The sequence below is a fragment of the Microvirga sp. TS319 genome, from assembly GCF_041276405.1.
GTDB lineage: Bacteria > Pseudomonadota > Alphaproteobacteria > Rhizobiales > Beijerinckiaceae > Microvirga.
Genome location: NZ_JBGGGT010000002.1, coordinates 3,624,209 through 3,650,000, shown reverse-complemented (window position 1 = coordinate 3,650,000; position 25,792 = coordinate 3,624,209). Strand labels below are relative to the sequence as shown.

The 25,792-nt window shown below is 64.1% G+C and carries 26 protein-coding genes and 1 tRNA gene (1 of these 27 only partly in view); 10 read left to right on the top strand and 17 right to left on the bottom strand.

Features of this window, described 5'->3' with window-relative positions; all coding sequences use genetic code 11:
- The 5 genes from AB8841_RS26660 to AB8841_RS26640 form a co-directional block, all read left to right on the top strand.
- Positions 1 to 45: transfer RNA gene (locus AB8841_RS26660), tRNA-Met, on the top strand; it begins 32 nt to the left of the window's first position.
- 353 nt (positions 46 to 398) lie between these two features.
- Positions 399 to 1,043 (top strand): bifunctional 4-hydroxy-2-oxoglutarate aldolase/2-dehydro-3-deoxy-phosphogluconate aldolase, encoded by a 645-nt coding sequence (eda, locus tag AB8841_RS26655; RefSeq protein ID WP_370438758.1) that lies wholly within the window; start codon positions 399 to 401, stop codon positions 1,041 to 1,043.
- A 61-nt stretch (positions 1,044 to 1,104) separates the two neighbouring features.
- Positions 1,105 to 1,944: a tellurite resistance TerB family protein gene (locus tag AB8841_RS26650; RefSeq protein ID WP_370438757.1), complete on the top strand. Its 840-nt coding sequence runs from the start codon at positions 1,105 to 1,107 to the stop codon at positions 1,942 to 1,944.
- Positions 1,945 to 2,247: 303 nt separating this feature from the next.
- Complete coding sequence (locus tag AB8841_RS26645) at positions 2,248 to 4,056, top strand: IlvD/Edd family dehydratase (protein WP_370438756.1); 1,809 nt, start codon at positions 2,248 to 2,250, stop codon at positions 4,054 to 4,056.
- Positions 4,057 to 4,083: 27 nt separating this feature from the next.
- The gene (locus AB8841_RS26640) at positions 4,084 to 4,833 is read left to right on the top strand and encodes an SDR family oxidoreductase (RefSeq protein WP_370438755.1); all 750 of its coding nucleotides are present in this window, start codon (positions 4,084 to 4,086) and stop codon (positions 4,831 to 4,833) included.
- Between the two features lie 111 nt (positions 4,834 to 4,944).
- Here the strand turns inward: AB8841_RS26640 and AB8841_RS26635 are convergent, their stop codons facing one another.
- The 7 genes from AB8841_RS26635 to AB8841_RS26605 form a co-directional block, all read right to left on the bottom strand.
- Positions 4,945 to 5,916 carry a 2-hydroxyacid dehydrogenase gene (locus tag AB8841_RS26635; protein ID WP_370438754.1) on the bottom strand — a complete coding sequence of 324 codons (972 nt, stop codon included), beginning with the start codon at positions 5,914 to 5,916 and terminating at the stop codon, positions 4,945 to 4,947.
- Between the two features lie 17 nt (positions 5,917 to 5,933).
- Complete coding sequence (locus tag AB8841_RS26630) at positions 5,934 to 6,239, bottom strand: TfoX/Sxy family protein (protein ID WP_370438753.1); 306 nt, start codon at positions 6,237 to 6,239, stop codon at positions 5,934 to 5,936.
- 104 nt (positions 6,240 to 6,343) lie between these two features.
- On the bottom strand, positions 6,344 to 6,871 hold the full coding sequence (locus tag AB8841_RS26625; RefSeq protein WP_370438752.1) for a MarR family winged helix-turn-helix transcriptional regulator: 528 nt from the start codon (positions 6,869 to 6,871) through the stop codon (positions 6,344 to 6,346).
- A 184-nt stretch (positions 6,872 to 7,055) separates the two neighbouring features.
- Complete coding sequence (locus AB8841_RS26620) at positions 7,056 to 7,871, bottom strand: ABC transporter permease (RefSeq protein ID WP_370438751.1); 816 nt, start codon at positions 7,869 to 7,871, stop codon at positions 7,056 to 7,058.
- Positions 7,868 to 8,644 (bottom strand): ABC transporter ATP-binding protein, encoded by a 777-nt coding sequence (locus AB8841_RS26615; RefSeq protein ID WP_370438750.1) that lies wholly within the window; start codon positions 8,642 to 8,644, stop codon positions 7,868 to 7,870. Before AB8841_RS26615 ends, AB8841_RS26620 begins: the two co-directional genes overlap by 4 nt.
- A gap of 34 nt (positions 8,645 to 8,678) precedes the next feature.
- The gene (locus AB8841_RS26610) at positions 8,679 to 9,692 is read right to left on the bottom strand and encodes an ABC transporter substrate-binding protein (protein ID WP_370438749.1); all 1,014 of its coding nucleotides are present in this window, start codon (positions 9,690 to 9,692) and stop codon (positions 8,679 to 8,681) included.
- Positions 9,693 to 9,790: 98 nt separating this feature from the next.
- Positions 9,791 to 11,365 (bottom strand): glucan biosynthesis protein, encoded by a 1,575-nt coding sequence (locus AB8841_RS26605; protein ID WP_370438748.1) that lies wholly within the window; start codon positions 11,363 to 11,365, stop codon positions 9,791 to 9,793.
- A 633-nt stretch (positions 11,366 to 11,998) separates the two neighbouring features.
- On the opposite strand from AB8841_RS26605, the gene AB8841_RS26600 reads away from it, so the two are divergent.
- Positions 11,999 to 13,153 carry a type III PLP-dependent enzyme gene (locus AB8841_RS26600; protein ID WP_370438747.1) on the top strand — a complete coding sequence of 385 codons (1,155 nt, stop codon included), beginning with the start codon at positions 11,999 to 12,001 and terminating at the stop codon, positions 13,151 to 13,153.
- Positions 13,154 to 13,280: 127 nt separating this feature from the next.
- Positions 13,281 to 13,853: a GNAT family N-acetyltransferase gene (locus AB8841_RS26595; protein WP_370438746.1), complete on the top strand. Its 573-nt coding sequence runs from the start codon at positions 13,281 to 13,283 to the stop codon at positions 13,851 to 13,853.
- Between the two features lie 129 nt (positions 13,854 to 13,982).
- On the opposite strand, the gene AB8841_RS26590 is transcribed toward AB8841_RS26595, so the two are convergent.
- Positions 13,983 to 15,191 (bottom strand): nitrate/nitrite transporter, encoded by a 1,209-nt coding sequence (locus AB8841_RS26590; protein WP_370438745.1) that lies wholly within the window; start codon positions 15,189 to 15,191, stop codon positions 13,983 to 13,985.
- 254 nt (positions 15,192 to 15,445) lie between these two features.
- Between AB8841_RS26590 and AB8841_RS26585 the strand changes: the two genes are divergently transcribed.
- Both AB8841_RS26585 and AB8841_RS26580 read left to right on the top strand, forming a co-directional pair.
- Positions 15,446 to 16,876 carry a homospermidine synthase gene (locus tag AB8841_RS26585; RefSeq protein WP_370438744.1) on the top strand — a complete coding sequence of 477 codons (1,431 nt, stop codon included), beginning with the start codon at positions 15,446 to 15,448 and terminating at the stop codon, positions 16,874 to 16,876.
- Between the two features lie 230 nt (positions 16,877 to 17,106).
- Complete coding sequence (locus AB8841_RS26580) at positions 17,107 to 17,445, top strand: hypothetical protein (RefSeq protein WP_370439380.1); 339 nt, start codon at positions 17,107 to 17,109, stop codon at positions 17,443 to 17,445.
- 371 nt (positions 17,446 to 17,816) lie between these two features.
- On the opposite strand, the gene AB8841_RS26575 is transcribed toward AB8841_RS26580, so the two are convergent.
- From AB8841_RS26575 to AB8841_RS26565, 3 genes are read right to left on the bottom strand one after another with little or no spacing between them, the layout of a single operon-like run.
- Entirely contained in the window at positions 17,817 to 18,338 is a 522-nt protein-coding gene (locus AB8841_RS26575) for a DUF2937 family protein (protein WP_370438743.1), read from the bottom strand.
- Between the two features lie 18 nt (positions 18,339 to 18,356).
- Positions 18,357 to 18,641: a hypothetical protein gene (locus AB8841_RS26570; RefSeq protein WP_370438742.1), complete on the bottom strand. Its 285-nt coding sequence runs from the start codon at positions 18,639 to 18,641 to the stop codon at positions 18,357 to 18,359.
- Entirely contained in the window at positions 18,638 to 19,642 is a 1,005-nt protein-coding gene (locus AB8841_RS26565; RefSeq protein ID WP_370438741.1) for a WD40 repeat domain-containing protein, read from the bottom strand. The genes AB8841_RS26570 and AB8841_RS26565 overlap by 4 nt, the downstream gene beginning before the upstream one ends.
- A gap of 192 nt (positions 19,643 to 19,834) precedes the next feature.
- Between AB8841_RS26565 and AB8841_RS26560 the strand changes: the two genes are divergently transcribed.
- On the top strand, positions 19,835 to 20,095 hold the full coding sequence (locus AB8841_RS26560) for a hypothetical protein (protein WP_370438740.1): 261 nt from the start codon (positions 19,835 to 19,837) through the stop codon (positions 20,093 to 20,095).
- A gap of 154 nt (positions 20,096 to 20,249) precedes the next feature.
- Here the strand turns inward: AB8841_RS26560 and AB8841_RS26555 are convergent, their stop codons facing one another.
- From AB8841_RS26555 to AB8841_RS26530, 6 genes are all read right to left on the bottom strand, one after another.
- Positions 20,250 to 21,212 (bottom strand): GTP-binding protein, encoded by a 963-nt coding sequence (locus AB8841_RS26555; RefSeq protein WP_370438739.1) that lies wholly within the window; start codon positions 21,210 to 21,212, stop codon positions 20,250 to 20,252.
- A gap of 59 nt (positions 21,213 to 21,271) precedes the next feature.
- Positions 21,272 to 22,216: a metal ABC transporter substrate-binding protein gene (locus AB8841_RS26550; RefSeq protein ID WP_370438738.1), complete on the bottom strand. Its 945-nt coding sequence runs from the start codon at positions 22,214 to 22,216 to the stop codon at positions 21,272 to 21,274.
- A gap of 31 nt (positions 22,217 to 22,247) precedes the next feature.
- Positions 22,248 to 23,147 (bottom strand): metal ABC transporter permease, encoded by a 900-nt coding sequence (locus tag AB8841_RS26545; RefSeq protein ID WP_370438737.1) that lies wholly within the window; start codon positions 23,145 to 23,147, stop codon positions 22,248 to 22,250.
- Positions 23,126 to 23,875 carry a zinc ABC transporter ATP-binding protein AztA gene (gene aztA, locus AB8841_RS26540; RefSeq protein WP_370438736.1) on the bottom strand — a complete coding sequence of 250 codons (750 nt, stop codon included), beginning with the start codon at positions 23,873 to 23,875 and terminating at the stop codon, positions 23,126 to 23,128. Before aztA ends, AB8841_RS26545 begins: the two co-directional genes overlap by 22 nt.
- Positions 23,876 to 23,880: 5 nt before the next feature.
- Positions 23,881 to 24,045, bottom strand: coding sequence for a hypothetical protein (locus AB8841_RS26535; RefSeq protein WP_370438735.1), 165 nt, complete (start codon positions 24,043 to 24,045; stop codon positions 23,881 to 23,883).
- A 144-nt stretch (positions 24,046 to 24,189) separates the two neighbouring features.
- Positions 24,190 to 25,767, bottom strand: a complete 1,578-nt coding sequence (locus AB8841_RS26530; RefSeq protein WP_370438734.1) for a glucan biosynthesis protein — start codon at positions 25,765 to 25,767, stop codon at positions 24,190 to 24,192.
- Between the last annotated feature and the right edge of the window lie 25 nt (positions 25,768 to 25,792).

Genomic DNA, 25,792 nt, shown 5'->3' with positions numbered 1-25,792 from the left:
CTCATAACCTGAAGGTCACAGGTTCAAATCCTGTCCCCGCAACCAAATCCAGAACACCAAAAAGCCCGCGAGCCAACACCTCGCGGGCTTTTTGCTGTTCTGGCACTTGCTGACCCATCGACCAGGACGCTTTCGAAACCACCCCACAAAACACGCACTCCTCGGCGCAACAGGCCGACCCGCGCACGTCACCTCCCGGGGCGGGGGAGGGGGCAATCGCGTGTCTGTAATTCGCTTCAGTCTTGATCTCTTTCACGATCGGCGAACGACACGAGGGCGCGCCCAATAACCGGCACGGCCCCGCACATAATCCATACAACGGACATCTTGGCAGGGATCCGCCAGCGTTCTACAACCCTCACAAGCCGACGAACCAGGAAACCGATGAGGAGCGCGCCATGGGATCCGAGGGAAGCCTTCTTCGCGAATACTTGCGCCTGGCGCCCGTGATTCCGGTCGTCACCATCGAGGATGCGCGCTTCAGCATTGATCTGGCTCACACCCTCGTCAAGGCAGGGCTTCCCGTCATCGAGGTGACGCTCAGAACGCCCGCCGCATTGGACGCGATCAGCGCGATTGCCAAAGCCGTTCCGGAGGCGGTCGTTGCAGCCGGCACGGTGCTGACCCCCAGCCAAATTCGAGAAGTGGTCGATGCCGGGGCGAAGTTCATCGTGACGCCCGGGACGCCGTTACAGCTTGCAGAGAGTCTGCGCGAAGCCACCATTCCCGTCATGCCCGGCTGTGCCACGGCCTCAGAAGCCATGACTTTGGCCGAGCTGGGCTTCAACGCGCTGAAGTTCTTCCCGGCTGCCGTGTCCGGCGGACCTGCCTGGCTCAAAGCGGTCGGTGGCCCTCTGCCGCACCTGTCCTTCTGTCCCACAGGCGGCATCGACCGGGCCAGCGCCGGCTCCTACCTCTCTCTGTCCAACGTGTCCTGCGTCGGCGGCACCTGGGTCACGCCAGCAGACGCGATGAGACGGGGAGATCTCTCCGAGATCGGTCGTCTTGCGTCCGACGCCGCTTCGTTGCGTGCCCAAACCTGAACCATTGTCCTGCGCCTCCGTTGTGTTCTTGCTTTCGCAACGAACCGGCAGGAGGAACCCGATGGTCGACTACAGGAAGTTGTTGGACGCGTTCATAGGAGCGATCGGACGCGCCGAGCCGCATCAGGATCAGCCACGATCGCCGGGGGGCAACAATGCGGGCCAGCCCTCACAGGGGCTCGCGTCGTCATTCGAGAAGGGCGTGACTCAGCTTGCCGGTCATTCGCCCGATCAGCTCCTGCAGAAAGCAAAGGATCTGGCAGTCCAGCATCCGGGACTGGCACAGGCCGCGCTCGTCGGCCTCGCCGGGCTCATGTTCGGGGGCCGCAAGAAGGGAAAGCTCACGGGCAACCTCGTGAAGCTCGGAGGCTTGGCGGTCATCGGTGGCCTTACCTATCGCGCTTACCAGAAACGGCAGGGTGGAGGAACCGTCCCCTCGCAGACTCCGGAGGAGAGAGCCGGGGAGGGCGCCCTGCCGGCCGATCACGAGGTGGCTCAGGTGGCGCTCGCTCTTCCCGAGACCTCGCGCTTCCATCCCGTCTCCCAGACGGAGGACGATGCTTTGCTCTTCCTGAGAACCATGGTGGCGGCCGCAGCATCCGATGGGCGGATCGACGAGGCCGAGCGTGCCCGGATTGTGAAGGGGCTGGTGGAGGCAGGCATCGATCCGCAGGCCAGCCATTGGTTGGAAAATGAGATGGCCTCGCCCGCGGATGTGGAGGAACTGGCCGCCAACGTCAACGATCCCGACAAGGCGGCGCAGGTTTATGCGGCCGCCCGGATCGCGATCGACCCCGATACCATTCAGGAGCGCGAATTCCTCCATCAGCTTGCTCTGGCCCTCGATCTCGATCCCGCGACGCGGGCGCAGATCGATGAAACCGTAAGCGCCTTGGGCTGAGCGACAGCGGACACCAAGCGGCCTATGGGAGAAGCGCGTGCAGGCCTCCCGGCTGCCTACATGGTTGTGGGTCGACCGATCGGCAACGAACACGATGAAGAGGTGGAACAGGAGTTCGCTTGCGTCGTAGCGTCATTTGTATGATTTATGCGAAAGTCGCCTTGCATTGGGAAGCATTTCGCTTTCGAGTGCTCGCTCAGGAATCAACATGGGAGGCCGGTTTTTCGCCTCACCGGTTGGACCCGGGTTCCGCCCTGCTCCACATAAGGCTGCAGCGCGCGCATCATTTGAGAGGATACAAGAATGGCTGACAGGCCCCACCGCCGCTCTCCCGATCAGCTTCGCTCTCGGCTCTGGTTCGACAACCCCGACAATCCAGGCATGACCGCGCTCTATCTCGAGCGCTATCTGAACTACGGTCTGACGGGCAAGGAACTACAAGGCAAGAAGCCGATCATCGGCATCGCCCAGACGGGTTCCGACCTCTCTCCCTGCAACCGCCACCATCTCGAGCTCGCCAAGCGCGTGCGCGACGGCATCACGGCGGCCGGCGGCGTAGCCTTCGAATTTCCGTGCCATCCGATCCAGGAAACCGGCAAGCGTCCCACCGCCTGCCTGGACCGCAACCTGGCCTATCTCTCTCTGGTCGAGGTTCTTTACGGCTATCCCCTCGACGGCGTGGTTCTGCTTACCGGTTGCGACAAGACCACGCCCGCCTGTCTGATGGCGGCGGCTACGGTGAACATTCCGGCGATCTCGCTTAATGTCGGTCCCATGCTCAATGGCTGGCACCATGGCGAGCGCACGGGCTCCGGCACCGTCGTGTGGAAGGCCCGCGAGCGTCATGCCGCTGGCGACATCGATTATCAGCAGTTCATGGATATCGTCGGCTCCTCGGCGCCGTCGGTCGGTCATTGCAACACCATGGGCACCGCTTCGACCATGAACGCCTTGGCCGAGGCCCTTGGTATGTCCCTGCCAGGTTCGGCCGCCATTCCAGCTCCCTATCGCGAGCGCGGGCAGATGGCCTACGAGACGGGCAAGCGCATCGTCGAGATGGTGTGGGAGGACCTCAAGCCCTCCGACATCATGACGCGCGAGGCCTTCGAAAACGTCATCGTGGCCAATGCCGCCATCGGCGGCTCCACGAACGCGCCGATTCATATCAATGCCATTGCGAAACATATCGGCGTACCGCTCGACAACGACGATTGGGAGCGCATCGGTTTTGAAATTCCGCTGCTCGTGAACGTACAGCCCGCAGGCGAATACCTCGGTGAAGAGTATTTCCGCGCGGGCGGTCTCCCGGCCGTGATCGCTGAGCTGATCGGTGCCGGCAAGATCCATGAGAATGCGCTGACCTGCACGGGCACCACGATCGGCGAGAACTGCCGCGGCAAACATACCTGGGATCGCGATGTAATCCGCTCCTACGACAGGCCCATGAAGGAAAAGGCGGGCTTCCTGAACCTGAAGGGAACGCTCTTCGACTCGGCGATCATGAAGACGAGCGTGATCAGCCCCGAGTTCCAGGAGCGCTACCTTAACAATCCGAACGATCCGAATGCGTTCGAGGGCCCCGTCGTGGTCTTCGATGGACCCGAGGATTACCACAACCGCATCGACGATCCGTCGCTTCATATCGACGAGCATACGATTCTCATCATGCGCGGCGCCGGTCCGATCGGATATCCGGGCGCCGCCGAGGTGGTGAACATGCAGCCGCCAGGCGCGCTCATCAGACGCGGCGTGCTTTCGCTGCCGTGCATCGGCGACGGGCGCCAGTCCGGCACGTCGGGCACGCCGTCCATCCTCAACGCCTCTCCCGAGGCGGCAGCCGGCGGCGGCCTGGCGCTGCTGCAGACGGGCGACCGTGTCCGCATCGATCTCAACAAGCGCACGGCGGATATCCTGCTGTCCAGGGAAGAACTGGAGAAGCGACGCGCCGATCTCGAGGCGCGCGGCGGCTATGCCTATCCGGCGAGCCAGACACCCTGGCAGGAAATCCAGCGCTCCATGGTGGATCAGCTTTCGGAGGGCATGACGCTCAAGCCCGCCGTGAAATATCAGAAGGTGGCGCAGACCTATGGCGTGCCGCGCGACAACCACTGAGGCAGGCACGAAGCGCTTGGGGGCGTCATGGCGGGGCGGCTGAACAGCAAGACGGCTCTCGTCACCGCGGCGGGACAGGGGATCGGCCGCGCCGTCGCGGAGGCCTTTCTCCGCGAAGGTGCGCACGTGTGCGCGACGGATCTCGACGAGGCGAAGCTCGAAGGCCTTGAAAGAGCAGCGACGCGGCGTGTGCTCGATGTCCGCTCGGGTGATGCGGTCGATAGGCTCGTCTCAGAGAACGGGCCCTTCGATATTCTCGTGAACGCGGCCGGGTTCGTGCATCACGGTACAGTGCTCGAATGCTCGGACGAGGACTGGGATTTCTCGTTCGATCTGAACGTGAAATCCATGCATCGCACCATCAGGGCCGTTCTCCCGGGCATGCTGGAAAAGGGTGGCGGCTCCATCGTCAATATCGCCTCGGGCGCATCCTCCGTGCGCGGCATCCCGAACCGATACGTATACGGCGCCACCAAGGCGGCGGTGATCGGTCTCACCAAGGCGGTGGCTGCCGATTTCATCAGGCGCGGGATTCGCGCCAACGCCATATGCCCCGGTACCGTGCAGTCGCCGTCGCTCGATGAGCGCATCGCGGCCCTGGCGGCGAGTTCCGGCCAAGACATCGAGACGGTGCGCCAGGCCTTCATCGACCGTCAGCCCATGGGGCGCCTGGGCACGGCCGAGGAGGTTGCGGCGCTGGCCGTCTATCTCGCTTCCGATGAAGCGAGCTACACCACGGGCCACATCCATTTGGTGGATGGCGGATTCGCGCTTTAGCGCATCGGACGCAGAAGCGAGAACCGGTTTTGCGCAAGAACGATGCGCTCCACCAGGAGGGAGCATCGGAGAGAATCCCAAAAGTGGATTCCACTTTTCACGTCCGATGTTCTAGGCCCTGTTGCCGGGATAAGGCGTTTCCGAAACGGGCGTCAGTGGCCCCTTGCCGTCGAACCAGGAGATGAGATTGTCGGCGACGAGCTGGCCCATGGCGTTGCGCGTGTGAACGGAGCCGGACGCGATATGAGGCAGAAGCACCACATGCTCCATGTCGATCAGCTCCTGCGGAACGCGTGGCTCGTCGTCGTAGACGTCGAGGCCTGCCGTCAGGATCGTCCCGGATTTCAGAGCCTCGATGAGTGCCTGCTCGTCCACCACGCTGCCACGCGCCACGTTGATGAGAACGCCATGGGAGCCAAGAGCCTTCAGGACATCCGCATTGATGAGATGCTTCGTGGCAGTGCCGCCCGGGGTGATCACGATCAGGACGTCGCACGCCTCCGCCATGCCGAGAAGCGTCGGATGATAGGCGTAGGCGACATCCTCCTGGCGTGTGCGACCATGATAGGCGATGCTGACGCCGAAGCCCTCGAGGCGTTTTGCGATGGCTTTCCCGATGCGGCCAAGGCCGACGATTCCGACCTTGCGCTCGCGCAGGGTGTTCGACAACGGAAACGGCGCCGTCAGCCAGCGTCCATCGCGCAAATACCGGTCCGCTTGAGGGATCTTGCGCAGGGCTGCGAGAAGCAGGCCCAATGTGAGATCCGCCACTTCATCGTTGAGCACGTCCGGCGTGTTGGTGACGATGACCTCGCGTCGGGCGGCTTCCGCGACATCCACGTTGTCGTAGCCGACGCCGAAGCTCGCGACGATTTCGAGGTTCGGGAGACGCTCGAACAGGGTGGCGTCCATGCGGCCGTAAAGGGTGCTCGTGGCAACGCCGCGAATGCGCGGGCCGATCTCGCTCAGGTAATTTTCCCGATTCTCATGCTCCCAGAGGCGATGAAGATTGAATGCCCTGTCGAGTGCGTCGATGACAACTGGCATCATCGGGGCGGTCATGAGGATGTCGGCTTTGCTCATGGTGATGTCTCTGGTCTTCAGGCGATCGTGCAGCGCGATGCGGGACCCCGGCGGAAGGCTTCTTCGACGAGGCGAGCCTCCTTCTGAAGGGCTGTCCTCACATCCTGGGGCAGGTCGAGCCAATGGCAACCGCGCAGGGCGGCTTCGAGCCCATAGAGGGCATTGAGGTTCACATGTCGGGGCAGCATGAATTTGAGGCGGCGATAGGCCTCGACCGAGCCGATGGCCTTCAGATCCGACACGGTGCGGATCCCGGCCTCCTGCAAACGGTCCCGCGTGACCGGTCCGATGCCGGGCAGGCTGTCGATGGGTGCATCGCTCATGAGAACGGGTTCGGCTCCTGCTGCTTCGTGCACGCACGATAGAACAAGTTTCAGCCGGACGCGATGGAGGGACACCCTGTCAGGAAGAATGAGCTTGGGATGGCTCAGGCGGTTGCGGTGAGTTCCGGCTCTTCGGCACCCAGTTCCTCGATATCGTCCTCGGCTTCGAAGCCGGTCTGATCGGCGCCCGTGATACCCGCCAGGTTCTTGGCGGCCTTGCGCAGCAGCTTGCGGAGGCGCTTGCGGTCCTTGTTGTCGAAGCCGGCGAGCAGTTCCGCCTCCACTTCGTCCCAGAGAGCATCGATGGCGGCGGCTTTGCGCTTTCCTTCCTTGGTCAGCTTCACGCGCACGACGCGCGCGTCGCCCGGCTCCGTGTGCCGCTCGACCAGCTTGAGGGAGGAGAGGCGCGATACGGTCTTGGAGGCTGTGGGCGGGCGCACCCGGAGAATGGCCGCCAGATCGCCCATGGTCATGGGGCCGGAGCTGGCAAGAGCCTGGAGAACCTGTTCCTGGCCCGCGAAGAGGCCGAGTTCGGAGAGCTTGTCGCCCGTGCGGCTGCGGTGAAGCCGCGCCGCTTGGACCAGGGACCAGCCGACGCTTTTCACGCCGGGATGAATGATGTCCTTGTCCATGCAATGCCTCTCTGGTGCAACGATGACAGCATCATGAGCAGGAAGTCATGACGTTTCGATGACAGATCTGTAACGGTCAACAGATCCCGCATGGGAGCATCGGATCCAAAATTCGCACGACGCGCTCTTCTATGGTGGGAGCATCGGAGCCAAAAGTGCAAATCCACTTCCCGCGTCCGATGCTTTAGCCCCCCGGGGGCAGGGCGCTTTCGTGCCAGTGCCGCAGCAGAAACCTGCTGAGCACACTCAAGGCAAGGAACAGGGCGACCCCGAGTGCCGCTAGGAGAACGAGGGCGGCAAACAGGCGGGGAATATTGAGCCGATACTGGCTCTCGATGATCCGATAGGCCAATCCGGACCCGGCTCCCGCCGACCCGGCCGCCATCTCGGCGACGACCGCGCCGATGAGGGACAAGCCACCTGCGATGCGCAGGCCCGCGAGGAAAGCCGGGAGGGCTGCGGGGCGGCGCAGATACCAGAGGGCCTTTAACCGGGAGCGGATGCGCGCGGGCCGGCTCGGCCGCGATGGAACGCCATAGAGCTGGAACAGCTCCAGGAGGTTTCTGTCGACGGATTGAAGCCCGAGCATGGTATTCGAAAGAACGGGGAAGAAGGCGACGAGCCAAGCGCAGACCAGCACCGCCAGATCCTGCGGCATGTAGATCAGCAGCAGGGGCGCGATGGCGATGACAGGGGTCACCTGCAGCACGACCGCGAAGGGATAGAGCGAATACTCGACGATGCGCGAGAGGCTCAACGCCACGGCCAGCGCCACGCCGCCGACGACCGCGAGGACTAGGGCCGCGAGCGTGGTCTTCAGCGTCACCAGCAGCGAGGCCCAGAGCAGAGGCCAATCGGCTTTCAGGGTCGATGCGATCAGGCTCGGGGCCGGCAGGATATAGGGCGGAACCGTGGCGACACGCACGGATGTCTCCCATGCGGCTATGAACGCGACGAAGACCGCGAGCGGCAGGATCAGCTTGAGGGGATTGCGGATCATGGCAGCCTCTCGTCCCGCATGCTGCCCGTCAGGGCCTGCGAAACCTTCCGGCACAGATCCGCATAGGCGAGGCTCGTCCGGAAGTCGCCGTCGCGCTCGCGGGAGGAGGCGCCCGCGATCTCGGCAACGACGCGTCCGGGGCGCGGGGACAGAACGGCGATGCGGTTCGACAGATAGGCGCTCTCGTAAACCGAATGGGTCACGAAGACCACGGTGCAGCTCAGTTCCTTCTGCACGTCGAGAAGGTCGTCGTTCAGCTTGAAGCGGGTGATCTCGTCGAGGGCGGCAAAGGGCTCGTCCATCAGGAGAAGACGCGGCTCCATGCTGAGTGCGCGGGCGATCGAAACGCGCATCTTCATGCCGCCGGAGAGTTCGCGCGGATAGGCCTTCGCGAAATCCTGCAGGCCCACGAGCGCGAGGCTTTGAGTGATGCGATCCTGCGCCGCCTTCCGTGAAACGCCGCGCAGGCGCAGCGGCAGCCAGACATTGTCCGCCACAGGAGCCCAGGGCATCAGCGTCGGCTCCTGAAACACGAAGCCGATCCGGCCGCGATGGTCTGCATCGAAGGAGCCGGGCCAGGCGATGCGTCCTGTCGAGGGCCCGGCGAGGCCGGCGATCAAACGCAGGACCGTCGACTTTCCGCAGCCCGACGGACCAAGCAGGGACAGGAACTCGCCCTCGCGGATGTCGAGACTGAACCGGTCGAGAGCCGTCACGCCGTTGGCGAAGGCTTTTCCGACCTGTTCGAGCGAAACGAGAGGAGGGATGTTCATTGGATTCGCAAGACGGGGTGCGGGCGGAAGCGAGCTACTTCTTGAGCTCGAGACCGACATCCTTGTTCACGAACTGCAGCGTGTAGGCCTTCCTGTAGTCGAGATCGGCCTTGAAGAGGCCTGCCTTCACCATCTTGTCGAAGAAGTCCTTCATGCGCGCCTCGGTCATGGCGCCGATGCCGTGCTTTTGCGCATCGCCTGAATCGACGATGCCGTATTCCTTCATCTTCGCGACGGCATAGGCCAGAACCTCGTCCGTCATCTCGGGATTGTCGCGTTTGATGAGCGCGTTCGCCGGCCGGTTGTCGCCATAAAGGTAATGATACCAGCCGATCGTGGACGCATCGACGAAACGCTGCACGAGTTCTGCGTTCGTCTCGACCATGTCGCGCCGCGTCTCGATGGTGGTCGAATAGGTGCTGAAGCCGTGATCGGCGAGCAGGAACACGGTGGGCTCGAAGCCCGCCGCCTTCGCGATCACCAGCGGATCGGAGGTCACATAGCCCTGCTGCACCGCCCGGCTGTTGGCCATGAAGGGCGCGGGGCTGAAGCCATAGGGCTTCACCTGCTCGTCCTTGAAGCCGTATTCGGCCTTCATCCATTGAAAGAAGGTGGCCATGCCGTCCTTCGAGAGCAGGATGTCGTTCGAGGCCCTGAGAGCATCGAACGTATCGAGGCCCTGACCCGGGTGGCTCATCAGGATCTGCGGATCCTTCTGGAAATGGGCCGCGACCACGACGGTCGGGATATCCTTCTCGACCGCCGAAAACGCCTGGACCAGGCTGCCGCCCATGTAGAAGTCGAGCTTGCCGACGCTCATGAGCATGCGGTTGTTGGCGCGCGGGCCGCCCGGCACGATGGTGACCTTCAGGCCGTACTTCTCGTAAGTGCCGTCCGCGAGCGCCTGATAATAGCCCCCATGCTCGGCCTGGGCGAGCCAGTTGGTCCCGAAGGTGATCTCCCGCGGTGCGGGCTGCGCGTCGGCAGGGGCCGCATTCCAGCCGGAGACCATCATCAACAGCCCTGCTGCCCAAGCATTCCGCTTCATCGCGCGTGCCCCTGTCGTGCCGCAGACGGTTCCTGCGTCAGAGCCGGTTCTGCGCGGTTCCATGGCGGTTGGCAAGAGCAGTGGGCAAGAGTGGTCGGCTACTCTACGGCCCAGGGATAGGTCCAGGTTTCCGTGAGCGCCCGGTTCCCCGCGCGCAGGAAGGCGCGCAGATCGGTGGACTGGCCCGGTTCCAGCTTCACGTCGATGGCGGCCCGGAAGCCGTTGATATGGCCGTTGGGCATGAGGAACGTGCTGGTGATCTGACCCACGGACGTGGAGGGCACCAGCTGCACCAGGTCGGGAGCTCCGGCGTAGTAGGCGAGGTCGCCGCCGGCGAAGTCGATGATGAAGCGGCGATGCGTGCGATCGCTCGGCGCATTCGAGCCGCTGGCGCGGGGCGGGGTCTGGAAGGTGTTGATCACCTTTCCGCCCGAATGCATGGTGCCGATGGCGGCGGCCGCCCGCAGGCGGTAGGAGAAGGTGACCTCCTGACCGGCTTCGTAGGGCTTGTTGGGCTGCCAATAGGCCACGATGTTGTCGTGGGTCTCGTCGGGCGTCGGCAGCTCGACGAGCTCGACCCAGCCTTCGCCCCAATCGCCCACCGGCTCCACCCAGTAGCCGGGGCGCTGGTGGTAATAGGCCTCCAGATCCTGGTAGTTCTCGAATACCCGGTCGCGCTGCATCAGGCCGAAACCGCGCGGGTTGTTGTCGGAGAACGAGGAGATCGTCTTGCCGTTCGGGTTGCGCAAAGGACGCCAGATCCACTCGCCTGCGCCAGACTGCATGAGCAGTCCGTCCGAATCGTGAAGCTCCAGCCGGAAATCGTCCGTGGGCTTCCGGTCGTTCTCGCCTTCGAAGAACATCGAGGTGAGCGGGGCCAGGCCCACATTCTCGATGCGCTGGCGCGGGAAGAGCGTGGCCGTGATGTCGAGGGTCGTTTCCCTGGAGGGGTAGATCTCGAACCGGTAGGCGCCGGCGATCGACGGGCTGTCGAGGAGCGCATAGACCGTCGCCCGCGTGCTATCCGGCTTGGGCGTCTCGATCCAGAACTCGCGGAAAGACGGAAACTCCTCCTGCTCTCCACCTTCCACGTTGATGGCGAGCCCGCGCGCCGAGAGGCCGTATTTCTGATCCCGCCCGAGGAACCGGAAATAGCTTGCGCCCAGGAAGGCGATCAACTCGTCGAACACCTTCGGGTTGTTGAGCGGATAATGCAGCCGGAACCCCGCGAAGCCGAGATTCACCGGCAGGGGCTTGTCGATCTTGTTGCGGCCATAATCGAACAGCTCGCGCTGGTAGGGAACCGGAGTCGGCACGCCCTCGCGGATGATGTTGACCGTCACCGGCCTCTGATAAAGGAAGCCGAGGTGGAACAATTGCAGCCGGAACGGGCTGTTGCTGGTGGCGAGCAGGGCCTTGTCCGTCCGGAAGCGGATATCGCGGTAATCGTCGAAGCTCAGCCGGTTGAGCGGCTCCGGCAGCTGCATGGGGGGCGCCTCGAAGGGGGCGCTCGCCAGCTCCCGGGCCCGGCGCACCACGTCCTCGAATCGGAACGGTTCCGGCGTCGGCACGCCGTTCTGCGGAGCTTGCGCTGAGGCTGGCCCACCCCAGGCGGAGAGCGCGGTCGCGGCGAGCAGGCTTTGCAGAAGGGCGCGGCGGGAGAAATCGAGCATGGCTGAGAGACTGTTCGTCCTGAGTCTTCGGGAGGAGGCGGCATTTTAAAAGCCGCAATCCATAAATGGGTGAGCTTGGCCCGCTTAATAGGGGCTGAATGGAGGTGCCGCCATTCCCCTCCGGAAGCAGGGTTAAAAAATTGCGCAGGAGGCCCGAAAGGCTCTTGTGATCGGGGCCAAAAGGTCTTATTTCACTCCTGCCCAAATTCGCACGTGCCTGTGGTCGCGTGCCGGTTGGTGGGCATCCGGACAAGAGGCCGGACAGCCGCCCGAGGACGACCTAGTTCTCGACTACCCCTAACCGGCAGCCGGAGGCGAAACCGGCGCACCCCGTTCTCAACGGGGGACGTGACTTAAAGCAACGACGAACGGGCTTTTTTGGTCTCGTTGGCCCTCCAAAGGTCAACACCGAAGAGGCTTGTTTCTCATTGCCAGGCGTGCGGACGGGACATCCCCATCCAATCCAAGGCAGCATCGTCGGGTGAAGAGCCCATCTCACGCTCCTCGTGTCTCCATCGCACGAAGCGGGATGCATCTTCCCTCGCTGACGCCGGACGGCAGAAGACTCTGACCGTTCAGATTTCAATCCGGAGGCTTGAAGACCTCCATTGAACCTTTGGTGGGGAGAGCGCCATGACTGAGCGCATTCGTGAATTCCTGCGCAACCGACGTGAGGACGGCCCGTGCGTCGTCGTCGATCTCGACGTGGTGCGTGACAACTACTCCAAATTTGCCCGTGCACTCCCCGACACGCGCGTTTTCTACGCCGTGAAGGCGAACCCGGCTCCGGAAGTGCTGAAGGTTCTTGCCGACATGGGCTCGTGCTTCGACACGGCCTCGGTCGTCGAGATCGAGCTTGCGCTCGCCGCCGGCGCGACCCCCGACCGCATCTCCTTCGGCAACACGATCAAGAAGGAGCGCGATATCGCGCGCTCGCTCGAGATCGGCGTTCGCCTCTATGCGGTCGACTGCGAGGCCGAGGTCGAGAAGATCGCCCGTGCCGCCGCGACGGCTGGCGTGGCCGCGTCCGACGTGAAGGTGTTCTGCCGCATCCTGTGCGACGGCGCCGGCGCCGAGTGGCCGCTCTCCCGCAAGTTCGGCTGCGTGCCGGAAATGGCGGTGGACGTGCTCGAGCATGCGGTTCGTCAGGGCCTGGAAGCCTACGGCGTGTCGTTCCACGTGGGTTCGCAGCAGGGCAACACGGAAGCCTGGGATCAGGCTCTCGGCTCTGCTTCCGCGATCTTCCGCGAGTGCGCCATCCGCGGCATCCACCTGTCGATGGTCAATCTCGGCGGCGGATTCCCGACGAAGTACCTGAAGACGGTTCCGCAGGTCGAGGCTTACGGCGAGTCGATCTTCCGGGCGCTGTCGAAGCATTTCGGCAACCGCATTCCGGAAACAATCATCGAGCCGGGCCGCGGCATGGTCGGCAATGCGGGCATCATCGAGGCCGAGGTCGTCCTCGTGTCGAAGAAGAGCCGCGATGAGGACGAGGTGCGCTGGGTCTATCTCGACATCGGCAAGTTTGGCGGTCTCGCCGAGACGATGGACGAGTCGATCCGCTACCCGATCCGCAGCGAGCGCGACGGCGACCACAAGGTGCCGTGCGTGCTGGCCGGTCCTACCTGCGACTCGGCCGACGTTCTCTACGAGAAGGAGCCCTATCTGCTCCCCGTCTCGCTGGAGATCGGCGACAAGGTGCTGATCGAGGGCACGGGCGCCTACACGACCACCTACTCGGCGGTCGCCTTCAACGGCTTCCCGCCGCTCAAGTCCTACGTGATCTGATTCACGTCCCGCCTGCCTCGGTGAACGAGGCAGGCACCAACCCCTAAAGTGTTGTCCCGGACGGCCTGGATGCGATGCACCCGGGTGCGAGGGCTGTCGCTCACCCCATGTCTGGGAGGCCACGGCCATGATCACGATTCGCGAAGAATCCTTTCACGATGCGCAAGCGCGGGAAGCGCTGCTCGATGCCTGCTTCGGTCCTGCGCGGTTCCAGAAGACCTGCGAGCGCCTGCGCGAGGGGCGAATGGCCGCCGATGGTCTCTCGCTGACCGTCGAGCGAGACGGCGAACTCGTCGGCACCGTGCGTCTGTGGCACGTCTCGGCAGGTCCGAACCGGCCCGCGCTCATGCTCGGGCCGATCGCGATCGATCCCGCGCTCCAGAGCCTCGGCCTTGGCGGCAAGCTCATGCGCGAGGCGTTGGGCCGCTCTGCCGCTCTCGGCCACAAGGCGGTGCTGCTGGTCGGCGATGCGCCGTATTACGAGCGCTTCGGCTTCTCGCGGGAGAAAACAGGATCCCTCTGGTTGCCGGGACCTTACGAGCGCAACCGCTTCCTCGCGCTGGAGCTGGAAGCCGGCTACCTCGACGGCGCACGCGGCCTCGTATCCGCGACGGGCGCCCTCCAGGACAAGCCCGATCTCCCGGCGCTCGTCGCGGCCGCCGCGCAGGGACGGCTGCCGGGTTTGCGCCCTGCGGCCTGAACCGTCGAGCCTGATCCGAGGGCGGTCCGGAGCATCGGACGTGAAATCGAATCCATGTCCGATGCTGCAACACTTTGGTTTGAGCATCTTTTCACGCAAAACCGGTTCCCACTTTTCACGTCCGATGCTCTAAGCGGCCCTCGAATCGGGAAGCGCGAAGGTGACGCCCGCCGCGACCAGCAGATAAGCGGCAAACCCTAAGGCAATCGACGCGAGGCCGACGCCGGAGTCGAACAGCAGGCCGATGAAGCCGGGCGTTGCCGCGGAGGCGAGCACCATGAGCGCGCCGGCCAGCGCACGGATCTTTCCCAGATGCTTCGTGCCGAAGAGCTCGGCCAGGACCGCCGCGATGATGACGTTGGTCGCGCCTGCCGAGAGGCCGATCAGGGCAAAGAAGATCGGCGCCAGGGCGGGGCCGCTGAGAAGCGCCAGGGCCACGGATGCGAGAATGAGACCCAGAAGATAGAAATGGCTCAGGCGTATCGCCCCGAAGCGATCGACAAGGCTCCCCGTCAGCATCGCCACGGTGACGGAGACGAGCGCATAGACGGTGATGCTGCTCGCCAGCAATTCCAGGGGCCAGCCTTCGATCTCGGCGATGAGCCGCTGATGGAAAAAATAGGCCGTGACGATGGCCGGATAGCCGATCATGGTCGGAACGAGGGCGAGGAACCGCCGGTCGCGGAGTATATCGATCCAGCGCGGCCCCGCTTCCGTCAGGCCGCTCGTGTGAGCAGGCTCGTCCGATTCGGGCCCCTGCCGGGCAAGGAAAGCGCTCAAGGCCCAGCCGAGGCCGAGGCAGAAGGCGATGGCGAGCGCCGCGATGCGCCACATGCCGGTCCAGCCGAGGATCGCGATCCCGGCGATGACGATCGTGGGCAGAAGGGCTTCGCCCGCCGGGAAGCCGAGCGCGGCCACGCTCGTCGCCCGGCCGCGAATGCCCGCCGAAAGCCGGGCCGTGCTCATCACGCCCGCATGGCTCGACATGCCCTGGCCGAACAGGCGCAAGGCGAAAAGGCTCAGGCCCAGCATCACGGCGTCGGAAGCCAGCGAAAGCCCGAGTGCGGCGGCCGCCAGGCCGACAAGGGCGATCGTGGCATAGAGCCGTATGTCGATGCGGTCGATCACGGCGCCGGCCCAGATCATCAGCAGGCCCGAACAGAGGGTCGCGGCGGAATAGATCAGCCCGAAGGCACCGTTCGTGAGTCCGAAGGTCTCACGGATATCGGGCCCGGAGAGGGAGATGAAGAAGGTCTGACCGAAGGAGGACAGAAAGGTCAGGGCGAAGCCGAGGCCGATCACGCGCCCGTGGCGCATGAGGAGTTCGTGAAATGTCATCGGGCTGGAGCCGGGAATGGAGAATGGCGATTCCTGATCATGAGGCCTTGTTCGCCGATGTCGAGGCCCGAAACTGCGATGGGAGCGTTTCCTGCCGCTCCTTGCACCCTCGATCCGCAGGGAAATCACGATCCGGAGCAGATAGCGCCGCCAAGGCATTGACCCAGGGGGCCCCTCAATCCTAGATGCGCCCGGAATCGCTCTACCCGGAGACAAACCTCTTCCATCTCACGCTTTTGCAAGGAGAATTATCGATGACCACTTGGCCCGTTCATGGCCGCATCACCGGTCCGATCGTCATGATCGGCTTCGGCTCGATCGGAAAAGGCATGCTGCCCCTGATCGAGCGGCATTTCGAGTTCGACAAGAACCGCTTCACGGTCATCGACCCGGTCGACACCGACCGCAGCATGCTCGACGTGCGCGGCATCACACTCGTCAACAAGGCCCTCACCCCCGAGAACTATCGCGAGATCCTGACGCCTCTTCTGACGGAAGGCGGCGGGCAGGGCTTCTGCGTCAACGTTTCGGTCGACACCTCCTCCCGTGCGATCCTGGAACTCTGCCGTGAGCTCGGCGCTCTTTACGTCGACACCGTGGCCGAGCCCTGGGCGGGCTTCTACTTCGACAAGAGCGCAGATCCCGCGAAGCGCACCAACTACATGCTGCGCGAGAACATTCTCGACGCGCGCCGTCAGGCGCCCGGCGGCCCGACGGCAGTGAACTGCTGCGGCGCCAATCCCGGCATGGTCTCCTGGTTGGTGAAGCAGGCGCTGCTCAACGTCGCCAAGGATATCGGCCTCGATGTCGAGGTGCCGAAGACCCGCGAGGAATGGGCCGGCCTGATGCAGCGCGTGGGCGTGAAGGGCATCCACATCGCCGAGCGTGACACCCAGCGCGCGGACAAGCCGAAGCCCATGGGCGTGTTCGTGAACACCTGGTCGGTGGAAGGTTTCGTGTCCGAGGGCCTGCAACCCGCGGAACTCGGATGGGGCACTCACGAGACGTGGATGCCCGAGAACGCGTGCACGCACGACAAGGGCTGCGGCGCCGGGATCTACCTGCTTCAGCCGGGCGCGAATACGCGCGTGCGCACCTGGTGCCCCACGCCCGGTCCGCAATACGGCTTCCTGGTCACGCACAACGAGGCGATCTCGATCGCGGACTACTTCACGGTGCGCGAAGGCGACAAGGTCGCCTATCGTCCGACCTGCCACTACGCCTATCATCCAGCGAACGACGCCGTGCTGTCGATGCACGAGATGTTCGGCAATGCCGGCAAGTTCCAGGGGAAGCAGCACATCCTCACCGAGGACGAGATCGTCGACGGCATCGACGAACTCGGCGTGCTGCTCTACGGCCATGCCAAGAACGCCTATTGGTTCGGTTCGCAGCTCTCCATCGAGGAGACCCGCAAGCTCGCGCCCTACCAGAACGCGACCGGCCTCCAGGTGACCTCCGCGGTCCTCGCCGGCATGGTATGGGCGCTCGAGAACCCGAATGCGGGCATCGTGGAAGCCGACGACATCGATTTCCGCCGTTGCCTCGAGGTGCAGATGCCGTATCTCGGGCCTGTGAAAGGCTACTACACGGACTGGACGCCTCTGGACGATCGTCCCGGCTTCTTCCCCGAGGACATCGACACCTCGGATCCATGGCAGTTCCGGAACATTCTGGTGCGCTAGAACATCGGACCCAAAAGTGGATTTGCACTTTTGGGATTCCATCCGATGCTCCCTTCTAGAGCATCGGACCCAAAAGTGGATTTGCACTTTTGGGATTGAATCCGATGCTCCCTTCTAGAGGAGCGCATCGTTCTTGCGGGAAACCGGGTCCTCTTTTCCGCACGATGCGCTAAGCCATAGGCGTCATGGCCGGATTCGTGCCGGCCATGACGCAGGGTGGAGAGATCGCCATGCCTCATTTCGAGGAATTCTACGCCAACAAGCTGCGCGGGGGCCTGGGCATCGTCGATGCCGAGGCCGTTCTCGATCTGCGCGGCGCATCCCGTGAGAAGGCCTCCGCCTCGCTCCGGGACATGCTGGAGCGCAGCCGCTTCGCACAGGCGAAGTCCGTCGCCGTGCGCCTCGACCCGCCGCCAGAGGGTGGTGGAGAAACGCTGTTCCAGCCCATCGGCAAGGTCCTGCTGGAGGCCAAGAAACGCGGCTGGATCGAACGTCTGCAGACCCTGCCGGCCAATGATGGATTGGGGTTCTACGTGGTGCTGGCAGGCAAGCCGGAACGCGGAGCCTAGAGCCTTTTCCGCAAAAGTGGATGCCGGTTTTGCGAAGAAAAGGCGTCTTTCTCAAACAACAAATGCCTTTTCCGTGAACCGAAGTTCATGGAAAAGGCTCTAGAGCATCGTGCGAAGAAGTGGGAACCGGTTCTTCGCGAAAAACGATGCTTCGCCAAAGAGAAAGAGCAAGCATTCTGATCCCGTTAGAATGCAATTTGCTCTAGAGCCTCGGACCCTAAAGTCGATTTGCCCTCTTGGGGGTTGAACCCGATGCTCCCTCCCAGAGGATCGCATCGAACGCGGGAAGTGGGAACCGGTTTTGCGTGAAGAGATGTTCGAGACCATAGACTGACAGCATCGGATGTGGGTTCGAACCCACGTCCTCTCCTTTAGGCCCGGGCGGTGGATCGCGCACGGGAGCGCCGCCGCAGGCTGCGCACGAAACCCGCCAGCAGCAGAAGGCTGCCCCAGACGGCGATGAAGCCAGCCGCCGTGGCGAGAAGGCCTTCTTCCGTCACCGGCATGGCGGGCTCGAAGTCGCGATAGGCGGCCTCCATCACGTCCCGGTCGCCGTCGCGCACCATGAATGCAATGCGCGCGAAGGGCCCCGCCTGCATCATGACTTCGCGATGGCCTTGCAGTCGGCGGAGGCGATCCACGTTGCCTTCCATCGCGACGCCCTGGCGGCTCACGAAATCGTCCGGATTGGAGCGCAGCCGCGCGATGGCGCTTTCCTGGGTTTCGCCGTTCGCGGCCGCCCCGGCATCGAATTGCGCAATCACCCGGTTGAGTTCGTCGATCGCGCCGCCGAGGCGCTGGCGGTACTGCTGGGAATATTCCGGCAGCTGCGAAGCCGTGACACCTCCGAGGATCCCGAGGCCGAAGGCGATGATGCGAACGATCCGTGACAAGCGTGACCTCCCGGAGGATCAAATCGCCGCGAGGATATCTTGTTCCGTCACTTCATCGAGGGGTTTTTGCACCTTCACGGCCCGGGTCTTCTGTCCTGGTTCCATTACCAGGATCACCGTCTCGATCCCGGGGCAGCCCGGGTCGGTGCAGGCGATCTCGTTGACGGCGAAGGCCGTTTCGGGAGAGGCCCGAAGGACCGTGCGGGCTATCTCCTTCACGCGCTCGATCGCCTCCCGGTCGGTTTTCGGAAGGCCGAAGGTGCCTCTCAGGAATGCCCCGAACAGCGCCACGGGCGATCTCATGGCAGGGTCATGATACCGCCCTGACCGTCCTCGCAGCCGAAGGCGAGGCGCCGGCCGGCCTTGTCCCAGGCCATGGCCGTGACTCCGCTGCCCTGCACCGCGGCGCGCACGAGAAGCTCGGAGGCATCGTTCAGGCGAATGAGCAGGATACAGCCGTCCTCGTAGCCCACGGCCAGCACAAGGGAATTGGGATGGAACGCCACGCGGCTGACTTTCGCGGGCCGCACGCCGCATTCGCGGGGCGCCTTGCCCATGGGGCCTTCCTTGGATTCGAAAGGCCAGACGATGGCGGCTTCAGCACCCGAGGTGGCGAGCCACTTGCCGTCATGCGACCAGGAGAGCGAGCGGGTCTTCGACGGATAGCCGCTCATGCGCATGTGGCCCTTATCGGGAATGAGACGCCAGCCGTGGAGCGCATTCTCCTGCATCGAGGTCACCACGAACCGGGCATCGGGCGACCAGGTCACGTCGAGATGCGAGCCCTTCCAGTCGAGCGGCTCGGGCTTCGCCTCCACATTCGGGAACCACAGGGTCGCGCCGTTGTAATGCGCGATCGCGAGGCGATAGCCCTTGGGCGCGAAGGCCAGGCCTCGCGCGGTGGAGGGGACCTCCAGCGTCTTCTCGCGGCCTTTCTCGTCGCGGACGAACACGCGCTTGCCCACCGCATAGGCGAAGGCACCATTGGCGTTGAGGGCCAGCGAGTCGATCCAGGCCCCCTTGGCCTCCGCCAAAGTCGCGGTGGCACCGTCGGGTCCGGTGACGGCCACGCGGCCATCGTCCCCGCCGGTCACGAATCGCTCGCCGTCGCTTGCGCCGACGAGGACGCCCGCGTCGGGATGGGCGGCCACGCGGTGGGTCTCGCCATCCTTGACCAGCAGGACGCCGCCGTCTCCGAGGCCGAAGGCGGCAGTGCCCTTGAGCCAGCCGAGGGCGGTGACGTGGGCGTCCGCCGCCACGGTCGCGACGCTTTGTGTCAAGGACGGAGCAGTACCATTACTCATCAGGCGATCCCCTTCAGGTGGGTTTCCCATAGCATGCTTGCGGGGTGGACAGGCAAGGCGAGGTTCAGGCCGAGATCATCGGCGGTCGGGCTTCCATCGGACATCGGGGTTAAGCCTTCTGGGCCATGGCCGCGATGCCAGGGCGATCCCATCATAGGTCTTTTGGGGATTTTGATATTTGGGAGCTGCGGCATGAGGATCTCGGGCATCATTGCTTTCGTCATGACGGCGCTCGGTTCGATGGGGGCTTCCGCACAGACCATGAGCGGGTTCCCGTCTCAAGAAGGCGTCGCCGTAAATCAGCGGGCCACGCACAAGGCCGCCTGCGAGAGGGATGCCAGGCTCATCTACCGGCAGGGCAGAAACGTTTCCACCGAATGGCAGCAGCAGGTGAAGGCGACCCGCAGGGCCTATGTCCATGATTGTCTGGTGAAGGCCGGCTTTGCCTCCTGAGGAGCTGCCGTTTGTCGGGAGCAGGAGTCCTGCTCCCGGACGGAGGCCTTAGCGCATCGTGCGGCCCTTCGGAGCCGCTCGAACGATGCGCTCCTCTAGGAGGGAGCATCGGATTCAATCCCAAAAGTGCAAATCCACCTTTGGGTCCGATGCTCTAGGCCGCGCAGGCCAGGAATCCCTCGCGAATCGCCTTTTCGTTCAAGTCCCGTCCGATGAAGACCACCTTGGAGGTGCGCTTCTGGCCGGGCTTCCACTCGCCCTGCACGTCGCCGTCGAGGATCATGTGCACGCCCTGAAAGACGAAGCGCTTCGGCTCGTCCGGAAAGGCCACGATCCCCTTGCAGCGCAGAATGTTCGGGCCCTCGACCTGGGTCAGGTTCGAGATCCAGGGCATGAACTTCTCGGGGTTCACCTCGCCGTCGATCGACGCGGAGACGGACTGCATCTCTTCGTCGTGATGATGATGGTGGCCCTCCTCCAGGAAGTCGGGCTCGATCTCGATGATGCGGTCGAGATCGAAGGCCTTGCGGTCGAGCACGTCCGAGATCGGAAGGGCGCAGTTCTGCGTGCGGTGGACCTTGGCGTAGGGATTGATGGCGCGGATGCGCGCCTCGACCTCGTCGAGCTGCTCAGGCGTCACGAGATCGATCTTGTTGAGGATGATCACGTCGGCGAAGGCGATCTGGTTCTTGGCCTCGGGCGCGTCCTTCAGGCGGTCGGACAACCACTTGGCGTCGGCCACCGTCACCACTGCGTCGAGACGGGCCGCATCGGACACGTCCTGATCCATGAAGAAGGTCTGGGCGACGGGGGCCGGGTCGGCGAGGCCGGTGGTCTCGACGATGATGGCGTCGAACTTGCCCTTTCGCTTCATCAGGCCGTCGAGAATGCGGATCAGGTCTCCGCGCACGGTGCAGCAGATGCATCCGTTGTTCATTTCGAACACTTCTTCGTCGGCGCCGACGACGAGCTCATTGTCGATGCCGATCTCACCGAACTCATTGACGATAACGGCATATTTCTTGCCGTGGGGCTCGGTGAGGATGCGGTTGAGGAGGGTGGTCTTACCGGCGCCGAGATAGCCTGTGAGGACGGTAACGGGGATCTTGTCGGTCATCGGATGGTTCCAGGAAGCTCAATGGAGGGCTGTCTCTGAACGGGCAGGGGCAGCGGGGTTCAGCTCGACAGGGCCGCGCTGAAGGCTCTTATATTGTGTCTCATCATGTCAATGTAAGTGCCGGCGGGACCGCTTGGCTCGGAAAGGGCGTCGGAATAGACCCGCTCGCCGATCTTCGCCCCGGTTTCCGCGGCGATCCTTTCCATCAGGCGGGCGTCGGAGACGTTCTCCACGAAGATGGCGGAAATTGTCTCGCGCTTGATCTGCTGGATGATCCGGGCCACGTCCTTTGCGGAGGCTTCCGCGTCCGTCGATACGCCCTGCGGAGCGACGAAGACGATCCCATAGGCATCTCCGAAATAGCGGAAGGCGTCGTGAGACGTGATGATCTTGCGCCGTTCGGCCGGGATTTGCGCGACCAGCTCCTTCACCTGCGTCTCCAGGGCGTCGAGCCTGGCCAGATAGGCCGCGGCATTGGTCTCGTAATCGGACTTGCCGTCAGGGTCCGCCGCGATCAGGGCGTCGCGGATATTGGCCACGTAGACCTTCGCGTTGCCGATATTCTGCCAGGCATGGGGATCGACGCCATGGCCATGACCATGGTCGCTGTCGTGGCCATGATCGTGGCCGTGATCGTCCTCTCCCTCCAGGAGCTTCGCGCCCTTCGATGCTTCGACCCGCGCGGCCTTCGTGCCGGAGGACTTGACGAGGCGGTCGATCCAGCCCTCGAATTTGAGGCCGTTCGTGAAGACGATCCGGGCCTCCGTCAGGCGCCGTCCGTCGGCGGGCGTGGGCGAGTAGACATGGGCGTCTCCGTTCGGGCCCACGAAGGTCGTCACGTCGACCCTCGCGCCCCCCACATTGCGCACGAGATCGCCGAGGATCGAGAAGGTCGCCACGACCTTGAGAGGCTGGGCTGGCTGCGCGACGGCGGGCAGGGAGGCGCAGCCCAACCAGGCGAGCGATCCCGCGAGCAGGGACAGGGCGGTTCTTCTCGTCGGCATGACGATATCCTTCCGTCGGGTTCAGGAGGTTTCAGGCTTCCAGGTGCTTGCCCGGCCAGGCGAGCCAGAGCACGCCGCCCTCCCGCCCCAGGAGCAGGGAGGCCACGTAGATGGCGCCGGCCGAGAGAATGATCGCAGGTCCCGCAGGCAGCTCCGCATGGAAGGAGAGCAGAAGACCTGCGATCCCCGATGCGATGCCGACCAGGATGGACACGATCATCATCAGGGTGATGTCGTTGGTCCAGAAGCGGGCGGCCGCGGCAGGCAGCATCATCATGCCGACGGCAAGCAGGGTGCCGAGCGCGTGAAAGCCGCCGACGAGGTTCATCACCACGAGACCGAGAAAGATGAGATGCGTGGGCGTTCCGGCGCGGCTGACCGAGCGCAGGAAGACCGGGTCCACGCATTCGAGCACAAGCGGGCGATACAGCACGGCGAGAGCCAGCACCGTCAGGGTCGAGATGGAGGCCAGCAGCAGCAGGGTGTTGTCGTCGAGCGCCAGCACCGTGCCGAAGAGCACGTGAAGGAGATCGACGTTCGATCCCCTGAGCGACACGATGGTGACGCCGAGCGCCAGCGACAGCAGATAGAAGGCTGCGAGGGAGGCGTCCTCCTTCAGCGACGTCAGGCGCGAGACGAGGCCCGCCGCCACGGCGACGATGACGCCTGCCGCCAATCCGCCGATGGTCATGGCGGGGAGTGACAGGCCGGCGAGAAGATAGCCGACCGCCGCGCCGGGCAGGATGGCATGCGCCATGGCATCGCCCGTCAGGCTCATGCGGCGCAGCATCAGGAACACGCCGATCGGGCCGCCGCCGAGCGCGATGGCGATCACGCCAACGAGCGCGCGCTGCATGAACTCGAATTCGGAAAAGGGAGTGAAAGCGAAGGTGAGCACGGCTGGGTTCTCTATGCTGCGCCGCGCTGGCATATATCCGCATGCGGATCGTATGCCTCGACCATGCGGCGGGCCTTGAGGAGATTGTCCGCGCTCAGCACGTCGGGGGTCTCCCCCCACGCGACGGGCTCGCGGGCGATGAGCAGCGTTTTCGGAAAGACGCGCCGGACCATGTCGAGATCGTGCAGCACCGCAACCACGGTGCGCGCTTCGTCGTGCCAGCGGCGCACGAGATCGAGCAGATCGGCCGTGGTCTTGGCGTCGATGGCGGTAAACGGCTCGTCGAGCAGGATCACCGGCGCATCCTGCAGAAGCAGGCGTGCGAAGAGGGCGCGCTGCATCTGGCCGCCGGAGAGGGTCGAGATGGGGCGGCGCTCGAAGCCGATGAGGCCTACGGACGCCAGCGCGGCCTCGATGGCCGTGCGGTCCTTGGCCGAAACGCCTCCGAAGAGCCCCGACCGGGACCATAGCCCCATGGCCACCAGATCGTAGACGGAGAGCGGGAAGGAGCGGTCGATCTCGGCCGCCTGCGGCAGATAGGCGATCCCGGCGGAGGAGCCGCCGAGGCGGATCTGGCCCTCGAGCGGCTTCAGAGTGCCGACGACCCCCTTGAGCAGGGTCGATTTGCCTGCCCCGTTGGGGCCGACCACGGCCATCAGGCTCCCGGAGGGGATCTCCCCGTCGAGGTGATGCACGGCGGGTCTGCGGCCGTAGCCCAGGGTCACTTCCTCGAAGCGGATGGCGGTGGAGGGCATGGCCATGGCTCCTACATGGTCACCTGGAGGACCAGCAGCCACAAGACCGCCAAGGCTGCGGCAGCACCCACCAGCCGCTGCCAGATCGAGAGCCGCAGCAACGAGAAGGTCGGAGCCGCGGCGACGGCCCGGGGCGCGTGAGAATGGTGATGATTGTGGTGGTGACCGTGCGACATGTCTCCACACATAAACCGGATCGGGCGCCGTTTCCAGGGGCGTATAGTATTTTATACGCCCCTGTTAACATCGTGGTTTGGAAGAACAATCCCGACATTCGACGCGAACGGCGGATTGGCCCTCTTTGGAGTCTGTCCGATCCTCTAGAACGTAGGATGGTACTGATAGAGCCAGGTTTCGCTCAAGACTTCGTCCCCGTTGCGCAGGTAGCAGCGCATTTCCACGGGCTCGGTGCCGGTGACCGTCAGGTCGAACTGGGTCCGCCAATGGCCGGGCACGTTGTCGGGCACCGCTTCGGTGATGAGGTTCGCGAACTCCCCGCGGGAGGCCGTGAGCACGGGTTTCGGAATGACGCCGCTGGGCAGTTTGGTCAGGGGCTCGCCGAGGAACTCCACCATGAACTTGCGCACGCCCTTGGGACGCACGGTGCCGGCCTGCCCGCCGTTGCCGAATCGGGTCGCGACGACGCGGGCGAGCGGGGTCGGGTAGGGCTCGTCCGCCGCCCAGTGCATGCGATAGCGGAATTCCAGGGATTGGCCCGCCTTGGCGGGCTCGGCCGGGACCCACATGGCCACGATATTGTCGTGGATCTCGTCGTCGGTCGGGATTTCCACGAGCTGGATGGTTCCCTGACCCCATGTGCTCAGAGGCTCGATCCAGAGCGACGGGCGGCGGTCGTAGTACACGCCGTCGAGATAGTGATCGAAGTTCCGGTCGCGCTGAAGCAGGCCGAAGCCCCTTGGATTCTCGTCCGAGAAGGCCGAGGTGATGATGCGCGGCGGGTTGTTGAGGGGGCGCCAGATGCGCTCGCCGGCACCGGTCCACATGGCGAGTCCGTCGGAATCGTGAATCTCCGGGCGCCAGTCGATGGCCGTAGTCTTGGCCTTCTCCGAGTACCAGTACATGGAGGTGAGGGACGCGATCCCGATCCGCGCGATATCCTGGCGAAGGAAGAGCGCAGTGTCGAGATCCATGACGACGGCGGCCGCGCGGGTCATCACGAAGCGATAGGCTCCCGCCACGCTCGGGCCGTCCAGGAGGGCATAGACGGTGACCGTGTCCGAGCCCGGTTGCGGGGTCTCGAAATAGATATGGGTGAAGTCGGGGAATTCCTCGGGCTTGTCGTGCACCGCCACGTCGACGGCGAGGCCGCGCGCCGAGAGGCCGTACTGGTAAAGCTCGCCGATGGCGCGGAAATAGGACGCTCCGAGGAACGCCACCCAGTCGTTCTTCCTCCAGTCGAGTTTGCCGTCGCGGGCCTCCTGGAACCGGAAGCCGGCGAAGCCCGTGTTGTCCGGGAGCTTGCGGGCCGGCGAATCCGCCGGCATGTCGAAATACGCGGTGTCGTAGATGATCTCGCGGGCCTGGCCGTTTTCCACGACATGCATGCGCACGGGCTTCTGGAAGAAGCGGCCCATATGGAAGAAGGTGACCGGGAACTTGCTGGGGCCGTTGGCCCAAAGGGCGAGATCGGTCTTGAACCTGATCTTGCCGTGGGCGTCGTAGTCGATCTGGTGAAGGATTTCGGGCGAGGGGCTCGGCGGAGCCGTATAGGCCGAGCGGGCCATCGCTTCGGCCTGCTTCTTCAACTCTTCGAACGTAAAGGAAGCCGGAGCTCCCATCTTCAGACCCTGCTGCGCCAAGGCAGAACCTGAGAAACCCTGGGCGGCCAAGGCGGCCGTGGCGGTGGCGGTCTGGAGAAACTGGCGGCGGTTGAGCATGGATCGACGCATTTGGTTGTGGAGA

Bases quoted from the DNA above. Each gene is read 5' to 3' on its own strand.
- eda (WP_370438758.1), top strand. From the start codon at position 399: ATGGGATCCGAGGGAAGCCTTCTTCGCGAATACTTGCGCCTGGCGCCC.
- AB8841_RS26650 (WP_370438757.1), top strand. From the start codon at position 1,105: ATGGTCGACTACAGGAAGTTGTTGGACGCGTTCATAGGAGCGATCGGA.
- AB8841_RS26645 (WP_370438756.1), top strand. From the start codon at position 2,248: ATGGCTGACAGGCCCCACCGCCGCTCTCCCGATCAGCTTCGCTCTCGG.
- AB8841_RS26640 (WP_370438755.1), top strand. From the start codon at position 4,084: ATGGCGGGGCGGCTGAACAGCAAGACGGCTCTCGTCACCGCGGCGGGA.
- AB8841_RS26635 (WP_370438754.1), bottom strand. From the start codon at position 5,916: ATGAGCAAAGCCGACATCCTCATGACCGCCCCGATGATGCCAGTTGTC.
- AB8841_RS26630 (WP_370438753.1), bottom strand. From the start codon at position 6,239: ATGAGCGATGCACCCATCGACAGCCTGCCCGGCATCGGACCGGTCACG.
- AB8841_RS26625 (WP_370438752.1), bottom strand. From the start codon at position 6,871: ATGGACAAGGACATCATTCATCCCGGCGTGAAAAGCGTCGGCTGGTCC.
- AB8841_RS26620 (WP_370438751.1), bottom strand. From the start codon at position 7,871: ATGATCCGCAATCCCCTCAAGCTGATCCTGCCGCTCGCGGTCTTCGTC.
- AB8841_RS26615 (WP_370438750.1), bottom strand. From the start codon at position 8,644: ATGAACATCCCTCCTCTCGTTTCGCTCGAACAGGTCGGAAAAGCCTTC.
- AB8841_RS26610 (WP_370438749.1), bottom strand. From the start codon at position 9,692: ATGAAGCGGAATGCTTGGGCAGCAGGGCTGTTGATGATGGTCTCCGGC.
- AB8841_RS26605 (WP_370438748.1), bottom strand. From the start codon at position 11,365: ATGCTCGATTTCTCCCGCCGCGCCCTTCTGCAAAGCCTGCTCGCCGCG.
- AB8841_RS26600 (WP_370438747.1), top strand. From the start codon at position 11,999: ATGACTGAGCGCATTCGTGAATTCCTGCGCAACCGACGTGAGGACGGC.
- AB8841_RS26595 (WP_370438746.1), top strand. From the start codon at position 13,281: ATGATCACGATTCGCGAAGAATCCTTTCACGATGCGCAAGCGCGGGAA.
- AB8841_RS26590 (WP_370438745.1), bottom strand. From the start codon at position 15,191: ATGACATTTCACGAACTCCTCATGCGCCACGGGCGCGTGATCGGCCTC.
- AB8841_RS26585 (WP_370438744.1), top strand. From the start codon at position 15,446: ATGACCACTTGGCCCGTTCATGGCCGCATCACCGGTCCGATCGTCATG.
- AB8841_RS26580 (WP_370439380.1), top strand. From the start codon at position 17,107: ATGCCTCATTTCGAGGAATTCTACGCCAACAAGCTGCGCGGGGGCCTG.
- AB8841_RS26570 (WP_370438742.1), bottom strand. From the start codon at position 18,641: ATGAGATCGCCCGTGGCGCTGTTCGGGGCATTCCTGAGAGGCACCTTC.
- AB8841_RS26565 (WP_370438741.1), bottom strand. From the start codon at position 19,642: ATGAGTAATGGTACTGCTCCGTCCTTGACACAAAGCGTCGCGACCGTG.
- AB8841_RS26560 (WP_370438740.1), top strand. From the start codon at position 19,835: ATGAGGATCTCGGGCATCATTGCTTTCGTCATGACGGCGCTCGGTTCG.
- AB8841_RS26555 (WP_370438739.1), bottom strand. From the start codon at position 21,212: ATGACCGACAAGATCCCCGTTACCGTCCTCACAGGCTATCTCGGCGCC.
- AB8841_RS26550 (WP_370438738.1), bottom strand. From the start codon at position 22,216: ATGCCGACGAGAAGAACCGCCCTGTCCCTGCTCGCGGGATCGCTCGCC.
- AB8841_RS26545 (WP_370438737.1), bottom strand. From the start codon at position 23,147: ATGCCAGCGCGGCGCAGCATAGAGAACCCAGCCGTGCTCACCTTCGCT.
- aztA (WP_370438736.1), bottom strand. From the start codon at position 23,875: ATGGCCATGCCCTCCACCGCCATCCGCTTCGAGGAAGTGACCCTGGGC.
- AB8841_RS26535 (WP_370438735.1), bottom strand. From the start codon at position 24,045: ATGTCGCACGGTCACCACCACAATCATCACCATTCTCACGCGCCCCGG.
- AB8841_RS26530 (WP_370438734.1), bottom strand. From the start codon at position 25,767: ATGCTCAACCGCCGCCAGTTTCTCCAGACCGCCACCGCCACGGCCGCC.